At 55.0% G+C, this 17,272-nt stretch carries 13 protein-coding genes; 4 read left to right on the top strand and 9 right to left on the bottom strand.

The genetic code is table 11. The features are described 5' to 3' along the window. Positions 1-2 precede the first annotated feature (2 nt). Together glcE and glcD are read right to left on the bottom strand one after the other, a co-directional pair. Complete coding sequence (gene glcE / locus ACMCNM_RS28200) at positions 3-1,055, bottom strand: glycolate oxidase subunit GlcE (RefSeq protein WP_412765856.1); 1,053 nt, start codon at positions 1,053-1,055, stop codon at positions 3-5. Then, positions 1,055-2,554, bottom strand: a complete 1,500-nt coding sequence (gene glcD, locus ACMCNM_RS28195; protein ID WP_412765855.1) for a glycolate oxidase subunit GlcD — start codon at positions 2,552-2,554, stop codon at positions 1,055-1,057. The genes glcE and glcD overlap by 1 nt, the downstream gene beginning before the upstream one ends. Before the next feature lie 262 nt (positions 2,555-2,816). Here glcD and glcC point away from each other — a divergent pair, with 262 nt between their 5' ends. Continuing rightward, on the top strand, positions 2,817-3,596 hold the full coding sequence (gene glcC, locus ACMCNM_RS28190; protein ID WP_412765854.1) for a transcriptional regulator GlcC: 780 nt from the start codon (positions 2,817-2,819) through the stop codon (positions 3,594-3,596). A 104-nt stretch (positions 3,597-3,700) separates the two neighbouring features. On the opposite strand, the gene ACMCNM_RS28185 is transcribed toward glcC, so the two are convergent. The 6 genes from ACMCNM_RS28185 to ACMCNM_RS28160 all read right to left on the bottom strand — a co-directional run bounded on the left by ACMCNM_RS28185 (position 3,701) and on the right by ACMCNM_RS28160 (position 10,996). Further along, entirely contained in the window at positions 3,701-4,867 is a 1,167-nt protein-coding gene (locus ACMCNM_RS28185; protein ID WP_412765973.1) for an MFS transporter, read from the bottom strand. A gap of 18 nt (positions 4,868-4,885) precedes the next feature. Continuing rightward, a complete protein-coding gene (locus ACMCNM_RS28180) occupies positions 4,886-5,275 on the bottom strand; it encodes a GlcG/HbpS family heme-binding protein (RefSeq protein WP_412765853.1) in 390 nt (129 codons plus the stop codon). Positions 5,276-5,514: 239 nt separating this feature from the next. Then, positions 5,515-6,774 (bottom strand): MFS transporter, encoded by a 1,260-nt coding sequence (locus ACMCNM_RS28175; protein WP_412765852.1) that lies wholly within the window; start codon positions 6,772-6,774, stop codon positions 5,515-5,517. Between the two features lie 71 nt (positions 6,775-6,845). Then, the gene (locus tag ACMCNM_RS28170) at positions 6,846-8,438 is read right to left on the bottom strand and encodes an FAD-dependent oxidoreductase (protein WP_412765851.1); all 1,593 of its coding nucleotides are present in this window, start codon (positions 8,436-8,438) and stop codon (positions 6,846-6,848) included. Between the two features lie 22 nt (positions 8,439-8,460). Then, the gene (locus ACMCNM_RS28165; protein WP_412765850.1) at positions 8,461-10,248 is read right to left on the bottom strand and encodes a thiamine pyrophosphate-binding protein; all 1,788 of its coding nucleotides are present in this window, start codon (positions 10,246-10,248) and stop codon (positions 8,461-8,463) included. Positions 10,249-10,336: 88 nt separating this feature from the next. Next, on the bottom strand, positions 10,337-10,996 hold the full coding sequence (locus tag ACMCNM_RS28160) for a ThuA domain-containing protein (protein WP_412765849.1): 660 nt from the start codon (positions 10,994-10,996) through the stop codon (positions 10,337-10,339). Between the two features lie 836 nt (positions 10,997-11,832). Between ACMCNM_RS28160 and ACMCNM_RS28155 the strand changes: the two genes are divergently transcribed. From ACMCNM_RS28155 to ACMCNM_RS28145, 3 genes are all read left to right on the top strand, one after another. Next, positions 11,833-12,897 carry a LacI family DNA-binding transcriptional regulator gene (locus ACMCNM_RS28155; protein ID WP_412765848.1) on the top strand — a complete coding sequence of 355 codons (1,065 nt, stop codon included), beginning with the start codon at positions 11,833-11,835 and terminating at the stop codon, positions 12,895-12,897. Positions 12,898-13,100: 203 nt separating this feature from the next. After that, positions 13,101-14,492, top strand: coding sequence for an amino acid permease (locus tag ACMCNM_RS28150; protein WP_412765847.1), 1,392 nt, complete (start codon positions 13,101-13,103; stop codon positions 14,490-14,492). Positions 14,493-14,564: 72 nt separating this feature from the next. Beyond that, positions 14,565-15,719 (top strand): MFS transporter, encoded by a 1,155-nt coding sequence (locus ACMCNM_RS28145; RefSeq protein ID WP_412765846.1) that lies wholly within the window; start codon positions 14,565-14,567, stop codon positions 15,717-15,719. Between the two features lie 60 nt (positions 15,720-15,779). Here the strand turns inward: ACMCNM_RS28145 and hisD are convergent, their stop codons facing one another. Then, positions 15,780-17,087 carry a histidinol dehydrogenase gene (hisD, locus tag ACMCNM_RS28140; protein ID WP_412765845.1) on the bottom strand — a complete coding sequence of 436 codons (1,308 nt, stop codon included), beginning with the start codon at positions 17,085-17,087 and terminating at the stop codon, positions 15,780-15,782. Between the last annotated feature and the right edge of the window lie 185 nt (positions 17,088-17,272).

Genomic DNA, 17,272 nt, shown 5'->3' with positions numbered 1-17,272 from the left:
CTTCAGACCTCCGCGTACATTCGACCAGGGTTGAAAATGCCCTGTGGGTCAAGCTGCTGCTTGAGGCGCTGGTGGTAGCGCAGCAGTGCAGCAGGCAGAGGGTGGAAAGGGCATTCAGTCTCGCCGTACCGTGTTGCGTGGCCACCTAAGGTCGCAACAGCGTCGCGAACTTCTTCGTCCGCGGCATCCGACAGCAACCAGCGTTGAGCACCGCCCCAATCAAGAAGCTGCTTCCCTGGGATACTCAGCGCAGGGCAATTATTGGGGACAGATAGCCGCCACAGCGGCTTGTCCGACATGAAGAAGGGCAGTTGATGTTCGCGTAGTTCTGCCCAGTAAGAGCCTTTCAGCGCCTCGCCACCCAAGCGTTGGCAGGCCGACTTTACCGATCCTTCACCGCCTTCCAGGCGCAGGTGGAGGAACTGGCCGTCGTGACAGGCGGCTGTGATTGGAATGGGTTGTTGCCCCCACTCGGCAAGCTCTGTGAGTGCCTGATGGGTATCCATCTCGAGTTTGAGACTGACGCATTCACGTGGTTTGGGGAGCACCTTCAATGAGACTTCGGTAAGTAGGCCCAAGCAACCAAAGCTGCCCGCCATCAGGCGTGAGACATCGTAGCCAGCGACGTTCTTCATGACTTCGCCGCCGAAGCGCAGAAGCCTGCCATGCCCTGTGATTACACGGGTTCCCAGAACATAGTCACGGGTAGAACCGGCCCAAGGGCGGCGTGGCCCTGACAAACCGCTGGCGACCATTCCGCCTATGGTTGCTTCTGGCCCCAGGTGCGGTGGTTCGAATGGCAGCATCTGGCCCTCCGCCTCAAGTGCGGCCTCGATCGCTATGAGTGGTGTGCCGGCGCGAGCTGTCAGTACCAGTTCGGTTGCGTCGTAGCTGATGATTCCGCAGTGCTGCCGCGTGTCCAGTACTTCGCCGCCGACCTGCCGACCAAGGGCGGCCTTGGTGTTGCCTCCCTGAATCCTCAGTGCAATACATTCGTTAAGTGCATGGTTTACCTGCTCCAGCATTGAAGCGGTATCGTCGTGATCGTGTCGCATCAGAAACGCTCCAGTTCTGGGAAAGGCAGCTGTCCGCGGTGGATATGCATTGAGCCAAACTCAGCGCAACGGTGGAGGGTTGGGATGTTCTTCCCAGGGTTGAGTAGGCCTGCCGGATCGAAAGCTCTTTTGACGGAGTGGAAGAGGGTGATTTCGTCGCTGCTGAACTGGGCGCACATCTGATTGATTTTTTCGCGGCCCACGCCGTGTTCGCCGGTGATGCTGCCGCCCACCGCCACGCACAGCTCCAGAATTCGGGCGCCCAATGCTTCGGCGCGTTCCAGTTCACCAGGCTGATTGGCATCGAAGAGGATGAGGGGATGCATGTTCCCATCGCCAGCATGGAAAACGTTCGCGACTCGAAGACCAAACTCGCTGGACAGCTCGTCAATGCCCTTCAGCACATTGGGTAGCTCCCGCCGAGGGATCGTGCCATCCATGCAGTAGTAGTCTGGCGAAATGCGGCCTACTGCCGGGAATGCATTCTTTCGGCCAGCCCAGAAACGTACGCGTTCGTTCTCGTCTTGCGCCAGGCGAACACTGGTTGCGCCAGCCAGTTTCAAGACCTGCTCGACACGTGCGCAGTCGTCATGAACGTCGGCCTCTACACCGTCCAGTTCGCAGAGCAACATGGCCGCGGCATCGGTCGGGTAGCCGGCATGAATGAAGTCTTCGGCAGCACGAATGGACAGGTTGTCCATCATCTCTAGCCCGCCAGGGATGATGCCTGCGGCGATGATGTCTGCAACCGCCCGGCCTGCCATTTCGACCGAATCGAAGCTGGCCAAGAGCACCCGGGCGGCTTGAGGTTTGGGCAGCAGTTTGACTGTCACCTCAGTTACTACCCCAAGCATGCCCTCAGACCCAGTGAACAATGCAAGCAGATCGAAACCAGGGGAATCCAAGGCGTCACTGCCTAAAGTCAGGTGTTCGCCATCGGCGGCCAGGATGTCGACCTTGAGCAAATTGTGAACGGTAAGTCCGTATTTCAGACAATGAACACCGCCAGCGTTCTCCGCGACGTTGCCACCGATCGAGCAAGCAATCTGGGAGGAGGGATCCGGGGCGTAATACAGCTGGTAAGGCGCAGCTGCCTGAGAAATTGCCAGATTACGAACACCAGGTTGAACGCGTGCCAATCGGGCTTCAGGGTTAACCTCGATGATGCGATTGAAGCGAGCCATCACCAGCAGGACACCTTGCTCCAGCGGCAACGCACCTCCGGAAAGCCCTGTGCCTGCGCCACGTGCAACAACGGGCACTTGCAGGACATGGCAGATTTTCAGGATCGTCTGCACCTGCTCCATATGCTCCGGTAGTAGTACCAGCATGGGAACGACACGGTAGGCTGACAGACCATCACATTCGTAGGGTTTGAGATCCTCCACGGTGTGCAGGATTTCCAGATCAGGCATCGCTGTGCTTAGCCGTTCAAGCAACTTGGATTTGTCCACCTTGGACAGCACGCCATCGACGCGCTCGTCGTAGAGAATGTTCATAGTGCTCACGTCTGTTTTTTATTTTTTTGAGTCGTTGCCGGGGTCGATCACCAAGTTGGTGACTCAGCAGCGCTCCCTAAGCCGAACACCCCGGAGCTTGCTGTGTTCGAACGCTTTGAGTCGATGCGATATCGATCTGGTCATACCAGTTTTTCTGCCATTTCGTCCTGATTCGTAGATATCACTAGGCTTCGTGGGATAGCATCCAGGCGATTTTTGTCAGCAGCCCACAGCTGGTCGTACCAGTTCAGGAGAGTGTCTTGTGGAGAATTCCCATCACACCAAGCAAGGAAGGACTCAAGTCGCAGATCACGTCGCAGAGCGCATCGAGAAGCTCATTGTCGATGGGGTTCTAAAGGTCGGACAGGCTTTGCCTTCAGAACGACGACTGGTCGAAAAACTGGGGTGTTCTAGGTCAGCCTTGCGCGAAGGGCTGAGGATTCTGAGAGGTCGAGGAATCGTGGAGACGGAGCATGGTCGCGGCTCCTACGTTGCTGACTTAAGCCGTGCTGACAACACTACTCCCCTGATGCACCTGTTCAGTTCTCAGCCACGTACACTGTTTGATCTGCTGGAGGTGCGTGCCTTGCTGGAGGGGGAGTCTGCAAGGCTGGCCGCGCTAAGAGCTACAGATGTCGACCGTCTGTTGATCAAGCGCCGTTTCGACGACATGGTGGCTTCTCATGAGGATGCGCAGTTGCATGATCCGAGGGAGCAGGCCCGCCTGGATCATGCATTCCACCGTGCAATCAGTGAGGCATCGCATAATCCTGTCCTGGTACATACTCTCCAGACGTTGAGCGATCTGACTCTCAGCACTGTGTTCGCGTCGGTCAACAACCTGTACTGTCGGCCGGCGCAGAAACGGCAGATTGACCGGCAGCACTCCCGGCTTTATCACGCGGTCATGGAGCAATTGCCTGAGCAAGCTCAAAGGGCTGCGAAGGAGCACATCACCAGTATCCGCGACAACCTGCGAGAAATTGAGCAGGAAGAGCAGCGGCTGGTTAGGGCCACCATGAGGCTTGAAGGGTGGAACTGAAGCGCTGAAAGGCCCATAGCCCTGGCACCGACAGGGCGCAAAGCAATGAGTGCTGCAGAGCGGCTGAGGAGGTAGATCAACCGCTCTACTTTCAAAATAATGGTTTAGCTGTTTGTAGTTGCAAAACGTTGATATTTCATAAGCCATGCCAAGGGAAGCTGTGCAAGTAGGGCCCACGCAATGCTTGCCTTCGGAGTTTCGGGCAAGTGGTTTAGATTTACCAAGACGCTCCCTGATAGCCCACCCAATGAGATCCCAAAATTAAAGGCAGAGATGTTCAGTGCTGAAGCGAAGTCAACTCCGTCCGGCGTCCAACGCTCAGCGCTTTCGATCATGCCGGCTTGGAGCGCAGGAGAAATACCAAACGCCAAGGCCCCCCAAACACAAAGTAGGCCGATCATGGGCATCTGAAGTTCAATGGCTTGCATTATCGCGATCAGCGTGAATACCAGCGCAACCAGCTTCCAGCGCAGGATTGAATACCAACCCACCTTTGAGGCGAGTTGCCCACCTGCCAGGTTGCCTATGAGGGTCGCGAGGCCGAACACCATCAATAGTAGATTCGCGGTGGTTCCACTAAAGCCCGTGATGTCTGTCAGTTTCGGCGTGATGAAGGTGAAGGTCGCAAAGCTTGCGCCGAAGCCGAAGATCGTCACGCTCATCATGGCCAGAATGACCGGGTGGCGGAGGGTACGTAGCTGTTTAGCTGGGCTACTACCACGCTCGGCGGTAAGCGGCGGTACCCAGCGCGCAATGGCAAACAGAGCGAGTAAGGCCATAGTGGCTACGGCATAGAACGGTAGTCTCCAACCCAGTTGGTTTCCGAGTAGGCTTCCAAGTGTTACCCCAAGCACCATAGCCAGGGTCAATCCCCCAAACATCAATGCGATCGCTTTGCTGGCCTGCCCTTGAGGTGCTAGACGGGCAGCTACCGTTGCCCCAACGGCGAAGAAGCTTCCATGAGCTATCGCAGTGATAATTCGACCGAACATCAAGGTGTAGTAACTGGATGACATCGCCGAGAGCAGGTTGCCCAGCAGAAAGACCGCGATCAGAACCAGTAGCACAGGCCTTCTCGGATAATGTGCGATCACGAGAGCGGTTATGGGGGTGCCCACTGCCAGAGCTAGGGCGTAATAGCTAACGAGCCCCCCCCGCCTAGGCGAGTGAGATACTGAAATCTTGGGCAATGGAAGGGAGCACGCCAACCACAACGAACTCAGAAACGCCGATGGCAAATGCAGCAATTGCGAGCGCCCACACACCCGCATGGAGAGACTTCGAAGCATTCATAGCCGTCCTGCAGCCTCCATGGCGATTGCCTGGTCGACCTCTACAGGGGCGCCAGAAATGCCAAGAGCTCCTATCACGTTGCCCGTTTCGTCATACAGCACAATGCCGCCCCCAAAGCTAATTAAGCCTCCATTGGTTGCTTCCAAGGTGTAGATCGATCCAGAGGGCCTCGCTTCGGCGCCGATAGTGATGCTGTCGGTTCGAAAAAGAGCAGCAGTACGTGCCTTCTTGACGGCAATATCGATTGCTCCAGGCACGGCGTTGTCCATGCGCAAGAATGCATATGGAAGCCCAGATGGATCAACTACTGAAATGCAGATTGGGTGGCCTTCGCGGCGGGCAATCTCTTGAGCGCGATTCATGACCTGCTGTGCAATTACTTCCATTACTAGGCGTTCCTTAGCAGTGGCTCCAGGCTCTCAGCGGTAGGTTGGGAGACAGTGGGGAGCAGGATGGATTTGTGTTCGAGCGACGGGATAGGCTGTCCGGTGGGCACCTAAGCAATTAAACTCAACAGTACTGAATCGGTAGGGCCGAATAGCCTTAAGACGTTGAGCCCGCCGGCGGAATATCTGACGGTTAGAAGTGCACAAGGAAGGCTGCCCTTAGCGGGCAGCCTCAAAAATCAACTCACTTTTTGTTCGCTGAGGTGGGCATGAAACGAAGTGCTGCTGGATCGACCTTGCTTCATCAAAGCAGGCCCGAATACAGCTAGCGGGACGAGCAGAACGATTGGGAAGTAGAGCAGCTTGTCGATACCAAAGGTACTTACGACCAAAGCGATCGCAGCTGGCCCAAGAAGCATGCCGGAGTAACCGATGCAGTTCACGATACCGATGTTGCGTCCTGCGTTTGCTGGATCCTTACGACCAGCACTCGACAGCATGAGCGGCGCGATGCTTGCCAGACCAAGGCCGAACATTGCAAAGCCAGCTAGGCCGGCGTACTCGGTGTTGACGACTACGATCACGATTAGGCCAGTGATGGCGATTACAGCGCTCAGGAAGACAAGTCGAACGGCGCCGATCAGAGCTGCCAGGCGGTCACCAATTACTCGACCAATGAACTGAGCACCGATGAAGACAGAAACGGCAACGCCAGCATCTGCAGCGGTAACGCCAAGAACACGGCGTCCATACTCTTGGCCCCAGTCGGCGACAGCGCCTTCACCCACCATGCTACCGAGCAACAGGATGCCAAACCCTACCATCAACGCGATTACACCAAAGGAAGCAGAGCTAGCAGGCTTGGCCTTTTTAACGACCACTGGCTCCTCAGGAACCACCTCATGTCGGTCGAGCATGAAAACACCAGAAATGATGCCGATTACAAGCAGCAGTCCACCAAGAACAGTGAATGGGATGGCGGCGCTTTCGGTGTAACGTGCAGCGAACCCACTACCTACCATGCCGAGAACGAAGCCACCCAAAGAGTAAGCTGCGTGGAAAGTGGTCATGATTGATCGCTGGTAAAAGCGTTCTACCTGGACACCGTGAGTGTTGTACGCCGTGTCGGCAGCACCACGTAGCAGCCCGAGGATGACACCGAAGGACAACGCGAAGTACACGTCAGTGGTGTAGCCCATTGGGATAATCGATAGAGGGTATGCAACGGCGGTTGTCAGGAGGACTTTTTTGGCGCCAAACCTGTCCAGAAACATACCGACAATGAACGAGCCAATCGCGCTGCCTACGCCAATACCAAACGCGATCATTCCAAAGTTGGCATCACCTAAATCACCATTCAGTCCCATGTGGTGACGAAATGCTGAAACGCCCGTCGACCAGATGTACATCATTGCCCCAAGAATCATGAAGCCTGCAAAGGTGGCGATGCGGGCTCGTCGAATTCGAGGGGTGACAAGGGTACTGTTTATTTTATTCATTTTTTAACAAGTTCCTGTCCTGCGTGATTCAATGTGTCACCTGCTCGCGCTGAGTAGATGACACCGTATTGTCAAAATTTATCAGCTATCCTTAGTGCGTTCGCCGCAATGGTCAGCGCAGGATTGACTGCTGCTGAAGAGGGGAACGATGAACTATCAACTATCCATACGTTGTCGAGGTCATGCATCTTGCAGTTGCGATCTAGTACGCTTTTAGCTGGGTCTGTACCCATGACCGCTGTTCCGCATTGATGCGAATTTGTTGCAATCCCCATGCGTTCGGTAAGTACGACGGGGAAGCCTGCTTTTTTCATGATTGCTGTGGTTTTTTCAACCAGCTGCTCGTGGGCAATGAGATTGTTCGGCGTCCAATGTACCTTGATGGAGTCAAGTTCTTCGTCATAAACAACGCGATTATCTTGCGTTGGAATATCTTCGGATGTCAGATAAAGGTCAACACTGTGCCCAGTGATGAATCGTGAGATGATTTTTGGAATCCATGGTCGCATCGGCGTGATCATGGGTTCTCGAATTTTACCCAGCATCTGTACATTCCCCAGAGGGAAGGTGTTATTCCGGCTTGCCGAATACCAATCGTTGATAGCCAGTGTCTTCTGGAATTTGACTTTGTTGGTGCGCAGGGGATCCACCGCAATCATGAACGTGCTGTTGTGCACCATGTAGTTGCGACCCAGCTGATCGGAGCTGTTACCAAGTCCAGTTGGATGTTTCTCGTTTTTGGAGCGGAAGAGCAGGGCTGCGCTGTTGACTGCGCCGCATGCAAGCACGACACGGTTTGCCTGAATTTTGACTGGGCGGCCATCTTTTACACCGACAGCCTCGGTCACCCGCTTTCCGTCTGCAGTGGTTACCAGTCGGTTGATTTTAGTGCCCACCATCAGTCGAGCCCCGGCTTGGAGCGCAGGACGCAAGGTCGAAACCTCGGCGTCACCTTTTGCTTCGAGTAAGCATGGATAACCATCGCACGTCGAGCAGAGCACACAGGCTCGGTCTTCGCCGTAGTCGACGGCAGCCGGCATTACGAAAGGCGACAGCCCGTCATCTTTCATCACCTTCTCAAGTGAGAGCAGTGCGGGGTCGTGTTCAAGTCCCGGCCAAGGGTAGGGTTGTGAACGCCAAGGCTCGGAGGGATCCTGACCGGCATTGCCATGCACCTTATAAAGCTGCTCAGCTTGACAGTAGTATGGTTCCAATTCTGCGTAGCTGATAGGCCAACCCGGCGCGATCCCTTCAGCGTGCTTCACGTCCGAGAAGTCGACCTCCCGGAAGCGTGGCAGCATCGCCCCATAAAATTTGGTATTACCGCCTACGTAATAGAATACGCCTGGCGAAAATGGCTTATTGTCCCTGTCCAGCCACTGTTCTGCGTTCCTATAGCGACCTTCACCGAAAACGGCTTCAGCACTCCAGTTCTCGGTTTCGCGAGGGAGAAAATCGCCGCGCTCTACAACCAGGACATCAAGCCCTTTTTTGATCAGCGCATGTGCAAATGTGGAACCTCCCATGCCCGATCCGATGATCAGTACATCACAGGTCACCACACCATTTTCATCAGGCTTCACGGTTGGATTGGAGCGCCGACGAATCGGCGCTCCTTCCAAGCGGGCTTGCTCTGAATGAGTGTTTGATACTTCAGTACTCATTTCCTGCATGCCTCAATTTTCGTTACAGGTGCTGTTCTTTGTTGCGCAGTTCCCAGTACTCATCCTGACGTTCGTCAGTGATGTACTCAGGAACGGGGAAGTCCCACCAGCCTGGTACCCACGGGCCGGCAGCGTCGCGGTCGGTCGGGACTTCGATCAGCACTGGCTCGTTCGCTTCGAGGGCCTGCTGAAGGATTGGCTCCAGCTCCTCGTTGCTGTTGACGCAGAACGATTTGATGCCGAACGATTTGCCCAGCGCTGCGTAGTCTGGAGAGTACGGCTCGCCATTTGGCAGGTTGAACTCGCTACCGAGGTGACGGCTGGTCTGCTTACGCTGACCACCACGGATCGACATGTAGCCGGCGTTGTTCTGGATCAGGAACACCACTGGGATGTTGTTGGTCACGCATACAGCGATTTCCTGCGGGTTCATCAGGAAGTCGCCATCACCCAAGATGCAAACCACGGGTTGATTTGGAGCAGCCAGCTTGGCACCGATGGCTGCAGGTACTGCCCAGCCCATCGAAGAGAAACCGCCGGAAGTGATGTGGGTGCGGGGGGTGTAGACTGGGAAGGTCTGCTTGACCGCGCCTTGAGCGTTACCGGAGCCCACAACCACGATGGTGTCGCGCGGGAAGATCTTGCGCAGTGCACCCAGGGGGCGTTGGGAAGTGAAGGGGAAGCGATCCGAATCACGGCGGGTGGCCAGCTTGGTTTCCCACAGATCCTGATTCTTCTTCAGATCTTCAAGATATTCGGTACGGTCAACGGTATCGTTCTTGAGCTCTTCAACGATGTGAGCGAGGGCGTATTTGGCGTCCGAGACGATACCGACAGCGACCGGGTAGTTTTTACCGATTTCGTGCGGATCGATGTCAATGTGGATCAGGCGGCCCGGTGGAATCGAGAAGGTAACGCCTTGGGCATAGCTCGACGACGACCAGTCAGTGAAACGGCAGCCTACCGCAACGATTACGTCGGCGGTGGACGCCATGGTGTTGCCGCACATGGTGCCAGTCTGACCCACGCTGCCAGCGAACAGAGCGTGGTCTTCTGGGAAGCCGCCTTTGCCATTCCAGGTGGTTACAACTGGAATCTTCCAGGTCTCGGCGAGTGCCACGACTTCGTTGAAAGCTTCAGCAGTGATAACGCCGCCGCCGATGACGATCATTGGTCTTTTGGCTTCACGCAGCACTTCAGCAGCGCGCTTGATCGCCTGAGGGTCAGGGTAGACCTTACCGACTGGGATGCGCTCCTGCAGATCGTGCAGAGTTACTTCTGCCGCTTCTGCCTGTACATCCATAGGCATTTCGATGTGAACTGGGCCCGGGCGTCCAGTCAACATCGAGCTGAAGGCGCGGTGCATGATGAACGGCATTTCTTCGGTGCGAGTTGCGACCCAGTGGCGCTTGGTGACTGCTTCAGCGACTTTCGGGAAGTCGTTGTCGGTGTAACGCTCCAGTTCTTGCAGCAGGCCGTGGCCACGCATGTGAGTGGGTGGGCCACCGGTGATCAGCATGCAGCTGGTAGAGTCGGTATACGCTGTGGCCATACCGATAACAGTGTTGGTCGCCCCGGCACCGATGGAAGTCACTGCAACCATCGGTTTGCCGGCGACACGGTAGTAGCCATCAGCCAAGTGAACGGCGCTTTGTTCGTGGAAAACCTGGATGAACTTGAGCTTGGATTCCTCCTCCATGAAGGCATCCATCAAAGTCCAGATGCCGTGACCGGGGATACCGGCGACATACTCGACTCCATAGTTTTTCAATGTTTGTGCGACCACTTGGCTCGCAGTTAACTTCGGCATGATACATCGCTCCTCATTGGAGGGTTCACTAAACGTTCAGAGGTGCCGAGTGGGCACTACTGAAGACTTCTGTTTACCGGTCAGGTACTTACTTACGTGCGGCCCAGACCAAACCTTGTTTGGTGAGCCGGCGAATATTTGGGTCTGCGAGATTGCTCGTGTCGTGGCCAACCGAGTGGTAGAAGACCCGGCCTTCGCCCCAGTTGCGAACCCAGGCGACCGGGCTGCGGTTACCCTTCAGCCATGGCATAGGGTTTCCATCAAACGTGGTTTCAGCGAGGACATGGATGTTCGGGTCGACCTGCATGTAGTACTGCTCGGAGCGAACCTCGAAGTCCTCAACACCTTGGGTGACTTCATGATCGCGGTCGATGAAATTGACCATGTATGGGTGCGGATACCCTTCGCCAGCTGGATGTTCCAGGAACGAACCACCCAGGATGAAGTGGTATTTCAAGCTGGCTCGGAAGGCCGCGCCTGCACCGTGCCAGCCGACAAGGCCTACACCGCTCTCGATCGCATCGGAGAGATGTTTCTCCTGAGACGCGGTGAGGGTTTCAGTGGTGACAGCATTGTTCCAGCCGATGACAATCAGGTCGTAGCCTTTCAAGTCACGATCAAGAGTGAAGATGTCAGTGGATTCCTCGACGTCGAAGTCCAGTTCCTTGAAGAGCTCGCGCGCCCAGCCCGCGATTTCATAAGGGTAGTGCCCAGGCCAGCCGCCATAAAGATAGAGAACACGGGTCACGGTTAAACCTCCAATATTTATTTTTTGACGAATTAAAGCCGTCGAAATAACTTCGACAGGTTGCTCATCTGAGCCAGTTAACTAGGTCGGTTCCTACCTTTATTAAGGCCGCAAAGCACCGCCGCTTGGTTAGCGGAGAGTAGTTTACGGGTCTATATCCATAGCCTTAGAGCCGAGCTGGCAGTTAATGCTCAGCATGAATGCCGAACTAATGACGATATCACTGCGCGAGTAAACTCCAGGCGAAGGCATTCCTTAGCCGTTCATACAGCTGATCTAGTTCGAGCGTTGGCACGAGTGCTCCGTCGCTCGGACGTAACTTGGACTTTGTGGGCAGTGAATCTGAAGAGAGCTGAGAGGCACGTCGTAGATAAATAGACGGCAGGCATCTCGCTTGATGACATCGGTGAGCGTTATCGCTCGACCTTTGGGCGCTAGACATAAGCGGCCTCTTTTCTTGTTAGGGTGGTTATTACTGGTGATACGTATAACCTATGTGCACAAGGTAACACGCGGATGTCTCTTGTCAATACCCTGTAGCGACAAAAAGCCACACCGGTTGTCAACCGGCTATAGGAGGCTCGGGTGCGTCTAGCACACTGATTTTAGAGGTGTCCGGCAGTGGTGGCCGGCAGGGTAGTGATCTTCGCCAAGCGCGTTAAAATTTCTGGTCGATAGGCTAGGCGGTTGGACGATAAGCTAGGTGGATTCTGGAAATGGTTATTGTCCGCACGGGTGAGCCGGTATGCTTAGCGGCACGATAACGATGGGGTGGCAGCAAGGCTGCAGGTGATCCCAAAGACAAGTAGAAAAAAGGCAGATTTTTGATGGTGTCTATGAAAGATGTGGCCAAGGCTGCGGGTGTGTCTCAGCCCGCTGTCTCTTACGCCTACAGCGGATCGAGCAAGGTGTCGGCGAGTCAACGCGAACACATTCTCTCGGTCGCCGCGAGTCTTGGATATCCGGGGCCCAACGTTCGAGGCAGAAGTCTGCGCTCTGGTCGGGTGGGTGCGATCGGCTTGGTCGTGATGGATCAGCTGTCTTATGCCTTTGACGACCCCTGGGCAATGTCCCTTCTCAAAGGCATTACGAAAGTCAACGAGCTTTCTAACGTGGCGCTGACTCTGTTCCCCATGCGGAGTAAGAAGTTAGAGGGAGATGTCGATGGCGACTCCAACCTCGCGGTTCGAGGGCTCGTTGATGGACTGATCATCTCAACGCTGCCAGATGATCACTCCATTGTTCAGTTCATCATCAAACGAAATATCCCTGCTGTGGTGATCGATTCGCCGAAGCTGGACGGCGTCCATTACGTGGGCATCGATGACCGTCAAGCGGCCATGGATCAGATGGAGCACATCATCGGATTGGGTCACCAAAAAATCGGCGTCCTGGTTGAGCGGCTTTTGCCTGATGGCAAGAAAGGGGTCGTGAGTCATTCACGGTTCAAGGCGTCCACTGAGATGATCGTGAGAGAGCGTTTGAGAGCCTATGTTGATGCTGCCCAAAAACATGGGATTGGCTTTGAAGACTTAGTGATTGTTGAGGCCGGCGGCTTCACCGATGCGCTGGGGCGCGAGGCCGCATCGACTCTTCTTGAGCAGGGAGTTTCCGCAATTGTTGCGAGCTCTGACGTGATGGCTCTGGCGTCGTTGTCGCAGGCGAAGGAGATGGGGATCTCAGTGCCTGAGCAGCTTTCAGTGATCGGGTTCGACGACATCCCTGAAGCTGGCATTCGAGAACTCACGACCATTCGCCAGCCGCTGATCGAGAAAGGTGAATGGGCGGCCAGGCTGCTGCTGGAAGAGCTTGAGTCGCGTGAGCCGATCGACCCGAAGGTCAAAATTTTCGAAACGTCTCTGGTGATTCGAAGCTCAACCGGGAAGCCAGGGAAAGCTTAGATGCTTCAAGCTAGCGTGTAAGTGCGTCACGTTGCGTCAGTTTTTGTCATGATGAGAAATTGAGCCCTTTAAGTTGCGCAAATTACTCTGCCGCTGCAGCACAGCGGTCTCAAACAATAATTTGTGCAACCCGCCGCTCTCGCGTACTGGTGCAAAATCGCATGAAGCCAGCAAGCAAGAGGGGGGGCTGATGGGGCATCAGCGTGGACTATCAACTAGATTTGCCTTCTGCCAAGACGGTTGCTCCGCATGGAGCGTTATCAAAGGGCCTTAGTAGCCGCCAGATCACCATGATCTCGATCGGTGGTGTGATCGGGGCTGGGTTCTTCGTTGGGTCGGCAAGCGCCATCAGTGCGGCGGGGCCTGCAGTGCTGGTGTCGTTTGGTATCGCGGCAATACTTGTCGTGCTCGTAATGGGGATGTTGGCCGAACTGGCCACAGCCAATCCGGACACCGGTTCATTCTCGACCTATGCTCAACAGGCCATGGGCCGTTGGGCTGGTTTCTCAATCGGCTGGTTGTACTGGTGGTTCTACGTTCTGGTTATACCTCTTGAAGCCATCGTAGCCTCGGACATCCTGGGCAACTGGCTCGGAGTTCCCTCGATGGCCGTTGGCGTGGCTCTTATCATCGGACTGACGCTTACAAATATTATGAGCGTTAAGAACTTCGGTACGCATGAGTACTGGTTCTCGCTTATCAAGGTTGTCACGATTCTCGCGTTCATCGCACTGGGGATCTTGGCCCTCTCTGGCATGCTTCCTGGTAGCGCGTCCAGTGGGGTAGGTCACCTTTGGCAGGATGGCGGATTTGCTCCAACAGGCATGCCCGGGATCGCGTCGGCACTGGTGCTCGCACTGTTTAGCTTTACCGGCATGGAGATCGTGACCATTGCTGCTGCCGAATCTGAAGACCCCCGCGGCAACATCCGCCGAGCGATCAAATCAGTGGTATGGCGCATGCTGATTTTCTACTTTGGCTCCATCTTCGTAATCGTAAGCCTGGTCGCATGGAATTCTCCTGAGCTGCAGGTTGGTTCGTTCCAATCAGCGTTGGCGGTGATGGGCATCCCTGGGGCGGCGACCATTATCCAAGCCGTGATCCTGGTTGGGGTCGCCAGTACTCTCAATTCTGCAATTTTCACGGCCTCGCGCATGGGGTACTCGTTGGCTGTAAGGCGTGATGCTCCTCGCTCCTGGGCTGAGACCACCGCTAACGGTGTACCGAAGGTATCCATCTTCTATGCAAGCGCCGGCGCGTTGATTCTGTTGGTTGCGAATTACACACTACCTCATACTGTACTCGTTCCGCTGATCGCTACAATCGGTACTATTGCGTTGGTGATGTACCTCGTCATCGCTATTAGCCAGGTAATCTTGCGTAAACGGGCGATCGCAGAAGGAAAGACACTGATAGTAAGATTCCCTTTATTCCCTACGCTCTCTTATGTAACGATCGCTGCAATCGTTTCGTTCTTGGTGCTCATGGCCGTTGTGCCTGGTCATCAAATTGAATTGATCGTTTCCTCTATTCTCACCTTGGCGTTGATAGTGATCGGCGTCATTTTGCAGCGGCGTGATAAGGCGCTTGGCTGAAAATCTCTTGTTGTGTCGGCTCACCTACTTGCCCATCTTCGGATGGGCGTTTTTTTTACGGTTGGTTAAGTTATGAATGATCTTGCTGCAAGACCTTTTTCAATTAGTCAGCGTAACCTGCTCGCCGGTAGGGTCGCTTTCTTTTTATCTGGCATCTGTATGGGAGCCTGGGCCCCATTGGTACCTTTTGCTCGCGAACGTGCAGGGGTTGGTGATGGGCAGCTAGGGCTATTGTTGCTGTGCTTAGGGACTGGCTCGATGCTCATGATGCCCTTTGTAGCCAAGCTTGTGAGCAAGGTGGGTTGCCGTGCAGCAATGAGGACTGCTGTAGTAGGGGCAATGCTGTGTTTGCTGGCTCTCTCCACGGTGTCAAACTTTACCGCATTGGTTTGCTTCTTATTGGCTTTTGGGGCATTTATGGGAACAGCTGATGTGACCATGAACCTGCAAGGGTCGATGGTCGAGCGTGGCCTGGGCCGGAGCATGATGTCGGGTTTTCACGGCTTATTTAGTGTCGGCAACATATTCAGTGCTCTAGTCATATCGGGCCTGCTGTGGTGTGGGCTTACTCCTTGGGCGTCGGTAGCAGTCCTCACAGGCCTTTTGGTTCTGCTCTTGCTCACAGCTGGTAGGCGCATGCTGCCCTATGGTGAAGGTAGTGGTTCGTCTATGTACGTTCGGCCCACGCCATTTGTGCTCATCGTAGGGCTTCTCTGTCTGATCGCCTTCCTAGTGGAAGGGTCGATGTTGGATTGGAGTGCTGTATTCCTGACCACTGTCAGAGGGATGGACATCAACCACGCCGGAATTGGGTACGCGCTGTTCTCGGTCACGATGGCGGTTGGTCGGCTGTCTGGAGACTGGTTGGTGCCGAAGCTGACAGAGCGGGTGGTATTGGTTGGTGGCAGCTGTCTTGCGCTGCTTGGCATGCTGATTTCTGTGATGGTCGATAACCAGATAGCGACGATCGCTGGCTTCGTTTTGGTGGGGGCGGGGATTGCTAACCTTGTGCCAGTCTATTGCTCGGCAGTAGGAAAGCAAGGCGCTATGCCAATCGCTTTGGCACTGTCGACAGTAAATGCCATTGGTTATCTGGGCATCTTGATGGGGCCTGCGATTATCGGTTTCGTAGCTCACCTGACTTCGCTGAGCATGGCGTTGACCCTGACTGGCTGCTTGTTGCTTTTCGTTATGGTCAGCGCTGGTGCGATTGCCCGAAAGCGTTGAGGTATTGTATTGCGGCAAAAAAAAGCCAGCACTTAGTGCTGGCTTTCTTCTAGACGTCGATTAGAGCGCGGGCTCGCCGTAACCAACTTCCTTCTTGCCGTAGCGACGAACGCGGATGTTGGCTTGCTCAGCGTGGCCCACAAAGCCTTCCATCAGGCACAGGCGGGAGCAGTATTCGCCAATGAGCGAAGAAGCTTCATCGGTGATAATCCGCTGGTAAGTACAGGTTTTGATGTACTTGCCAACCCACAGGCCACCGGTGTAACGAGCGGCCTTGTTGGTTGGGAGGGTGTGGTTGGTACCGATTACTTTGTCGCCGTAGGATACGTTGGTACGTGCGCCTACGAACAGAGCACCGTAGTTGGTCAGGTTCTTGACGAAGTAGTCGTCATCGTGAGTCATGATCTGGACGTGTTCGGACGCATAGTCGTCGGAGTACTTGACCATCTCTTCGTAGTTTTCGCAGAGGATGATCTCGCCAAAGTTGTCCCAAGCCTCGCGGGCAATCTTCTCGGTCGGCAGTTTTACGAGCAGGCGCTCGATTTCCTTCAGAGTCTCCAGGGCCAGCTCACGCGAAGTCGTCAGCATCACGGCTGGCGAGTCTGGGCCATGCTCAGCCTGGCCGAGGAGGTCAGTGGCGCAAAGCTCGCCATCCACCGAGTCATCGGTGATGAGCAGGGTTTCGGTCGGGCCTGCAAACAGATCGATACCTACGCGACCGAAGAGCTGGCGTTTTGCTTCCGCAACATAGGCGTTGCCTGGGCCGACGATGATGTCCACCGGGCTGATCGATTCGGTGCCGATGGCCATCGCTGCAACGGCTTGGATGCCGCCCAGGCTGTAAATGGCATCAGCGCCGCCGAGTGCTTGGGCTGCAACGATGTATGGAGCAGGCTTGCCTTGGAATGGAGGGGCAGCGGTGGTGATGTTTTTCACGCCTGCGGACTTCGCGGTCACAATCGACATGTGGGCGGACGCGAGCAGTGGGTATTTGCCGCCAGGCACGTAGCAGCCAGCAGCGTTCACTGGAATATGCTTGTGGCCCAGGATGACACCAGGAATGCTTTCGATTTCCACGTCCAGCAGAGATTTACGCTGGGCATCCGCGAAGCGGCGAACTTGTTCTTGAGCGAACAGGATATCGTTGTACTCGCGCTCGGTGAGTCTGGATACACATTCTTTTACTTCTACATCGCTCAGGCGATAATCTTTACGATCCCAGCCGTCAAACTTGACGGAAAGCTCACGGACAGCGGCGTCACCACGTTTCTCGATGTCGAGCAAGATACGGGACACGTCGGTTTTAACTTGTTCGTTACGGCTAGCCTGCTGTTCAGTAGGTTTCGCTTTTTTGATCCACTCTGCCATGACATCACCTCAATCGGGCGCTAACGATTATTTGGATTTTTGAGCAGCGCATAATAATGCTCGCGCAAGTCTCGGTGCGTGGCCGATTCCTGATGGCAAGCGCTTCTGGATTAAGCTGCTAGGGGAAAAATACAGGCGGGCAGGGGCGTGGACAATTTCTCAACATGACGACAGATGACGCACTG

Origin of the sequence: Pseudomonas sp. NGC7 (assembly GCF_047159675.1) — a bacterium.
GTDB lineage: Bacteria > Pseudomonadota > Gammaproteobacteria > Pseudomonadales > Pseudomonadaceae > Aquipseudomonas > Aquipseudomonas kermanshahensis.
The sequence above is the reverse complement of the archived record's forward strand: the minus strand, read 5'-3'. Positions and strand labels throughout refer to the sequence as shown.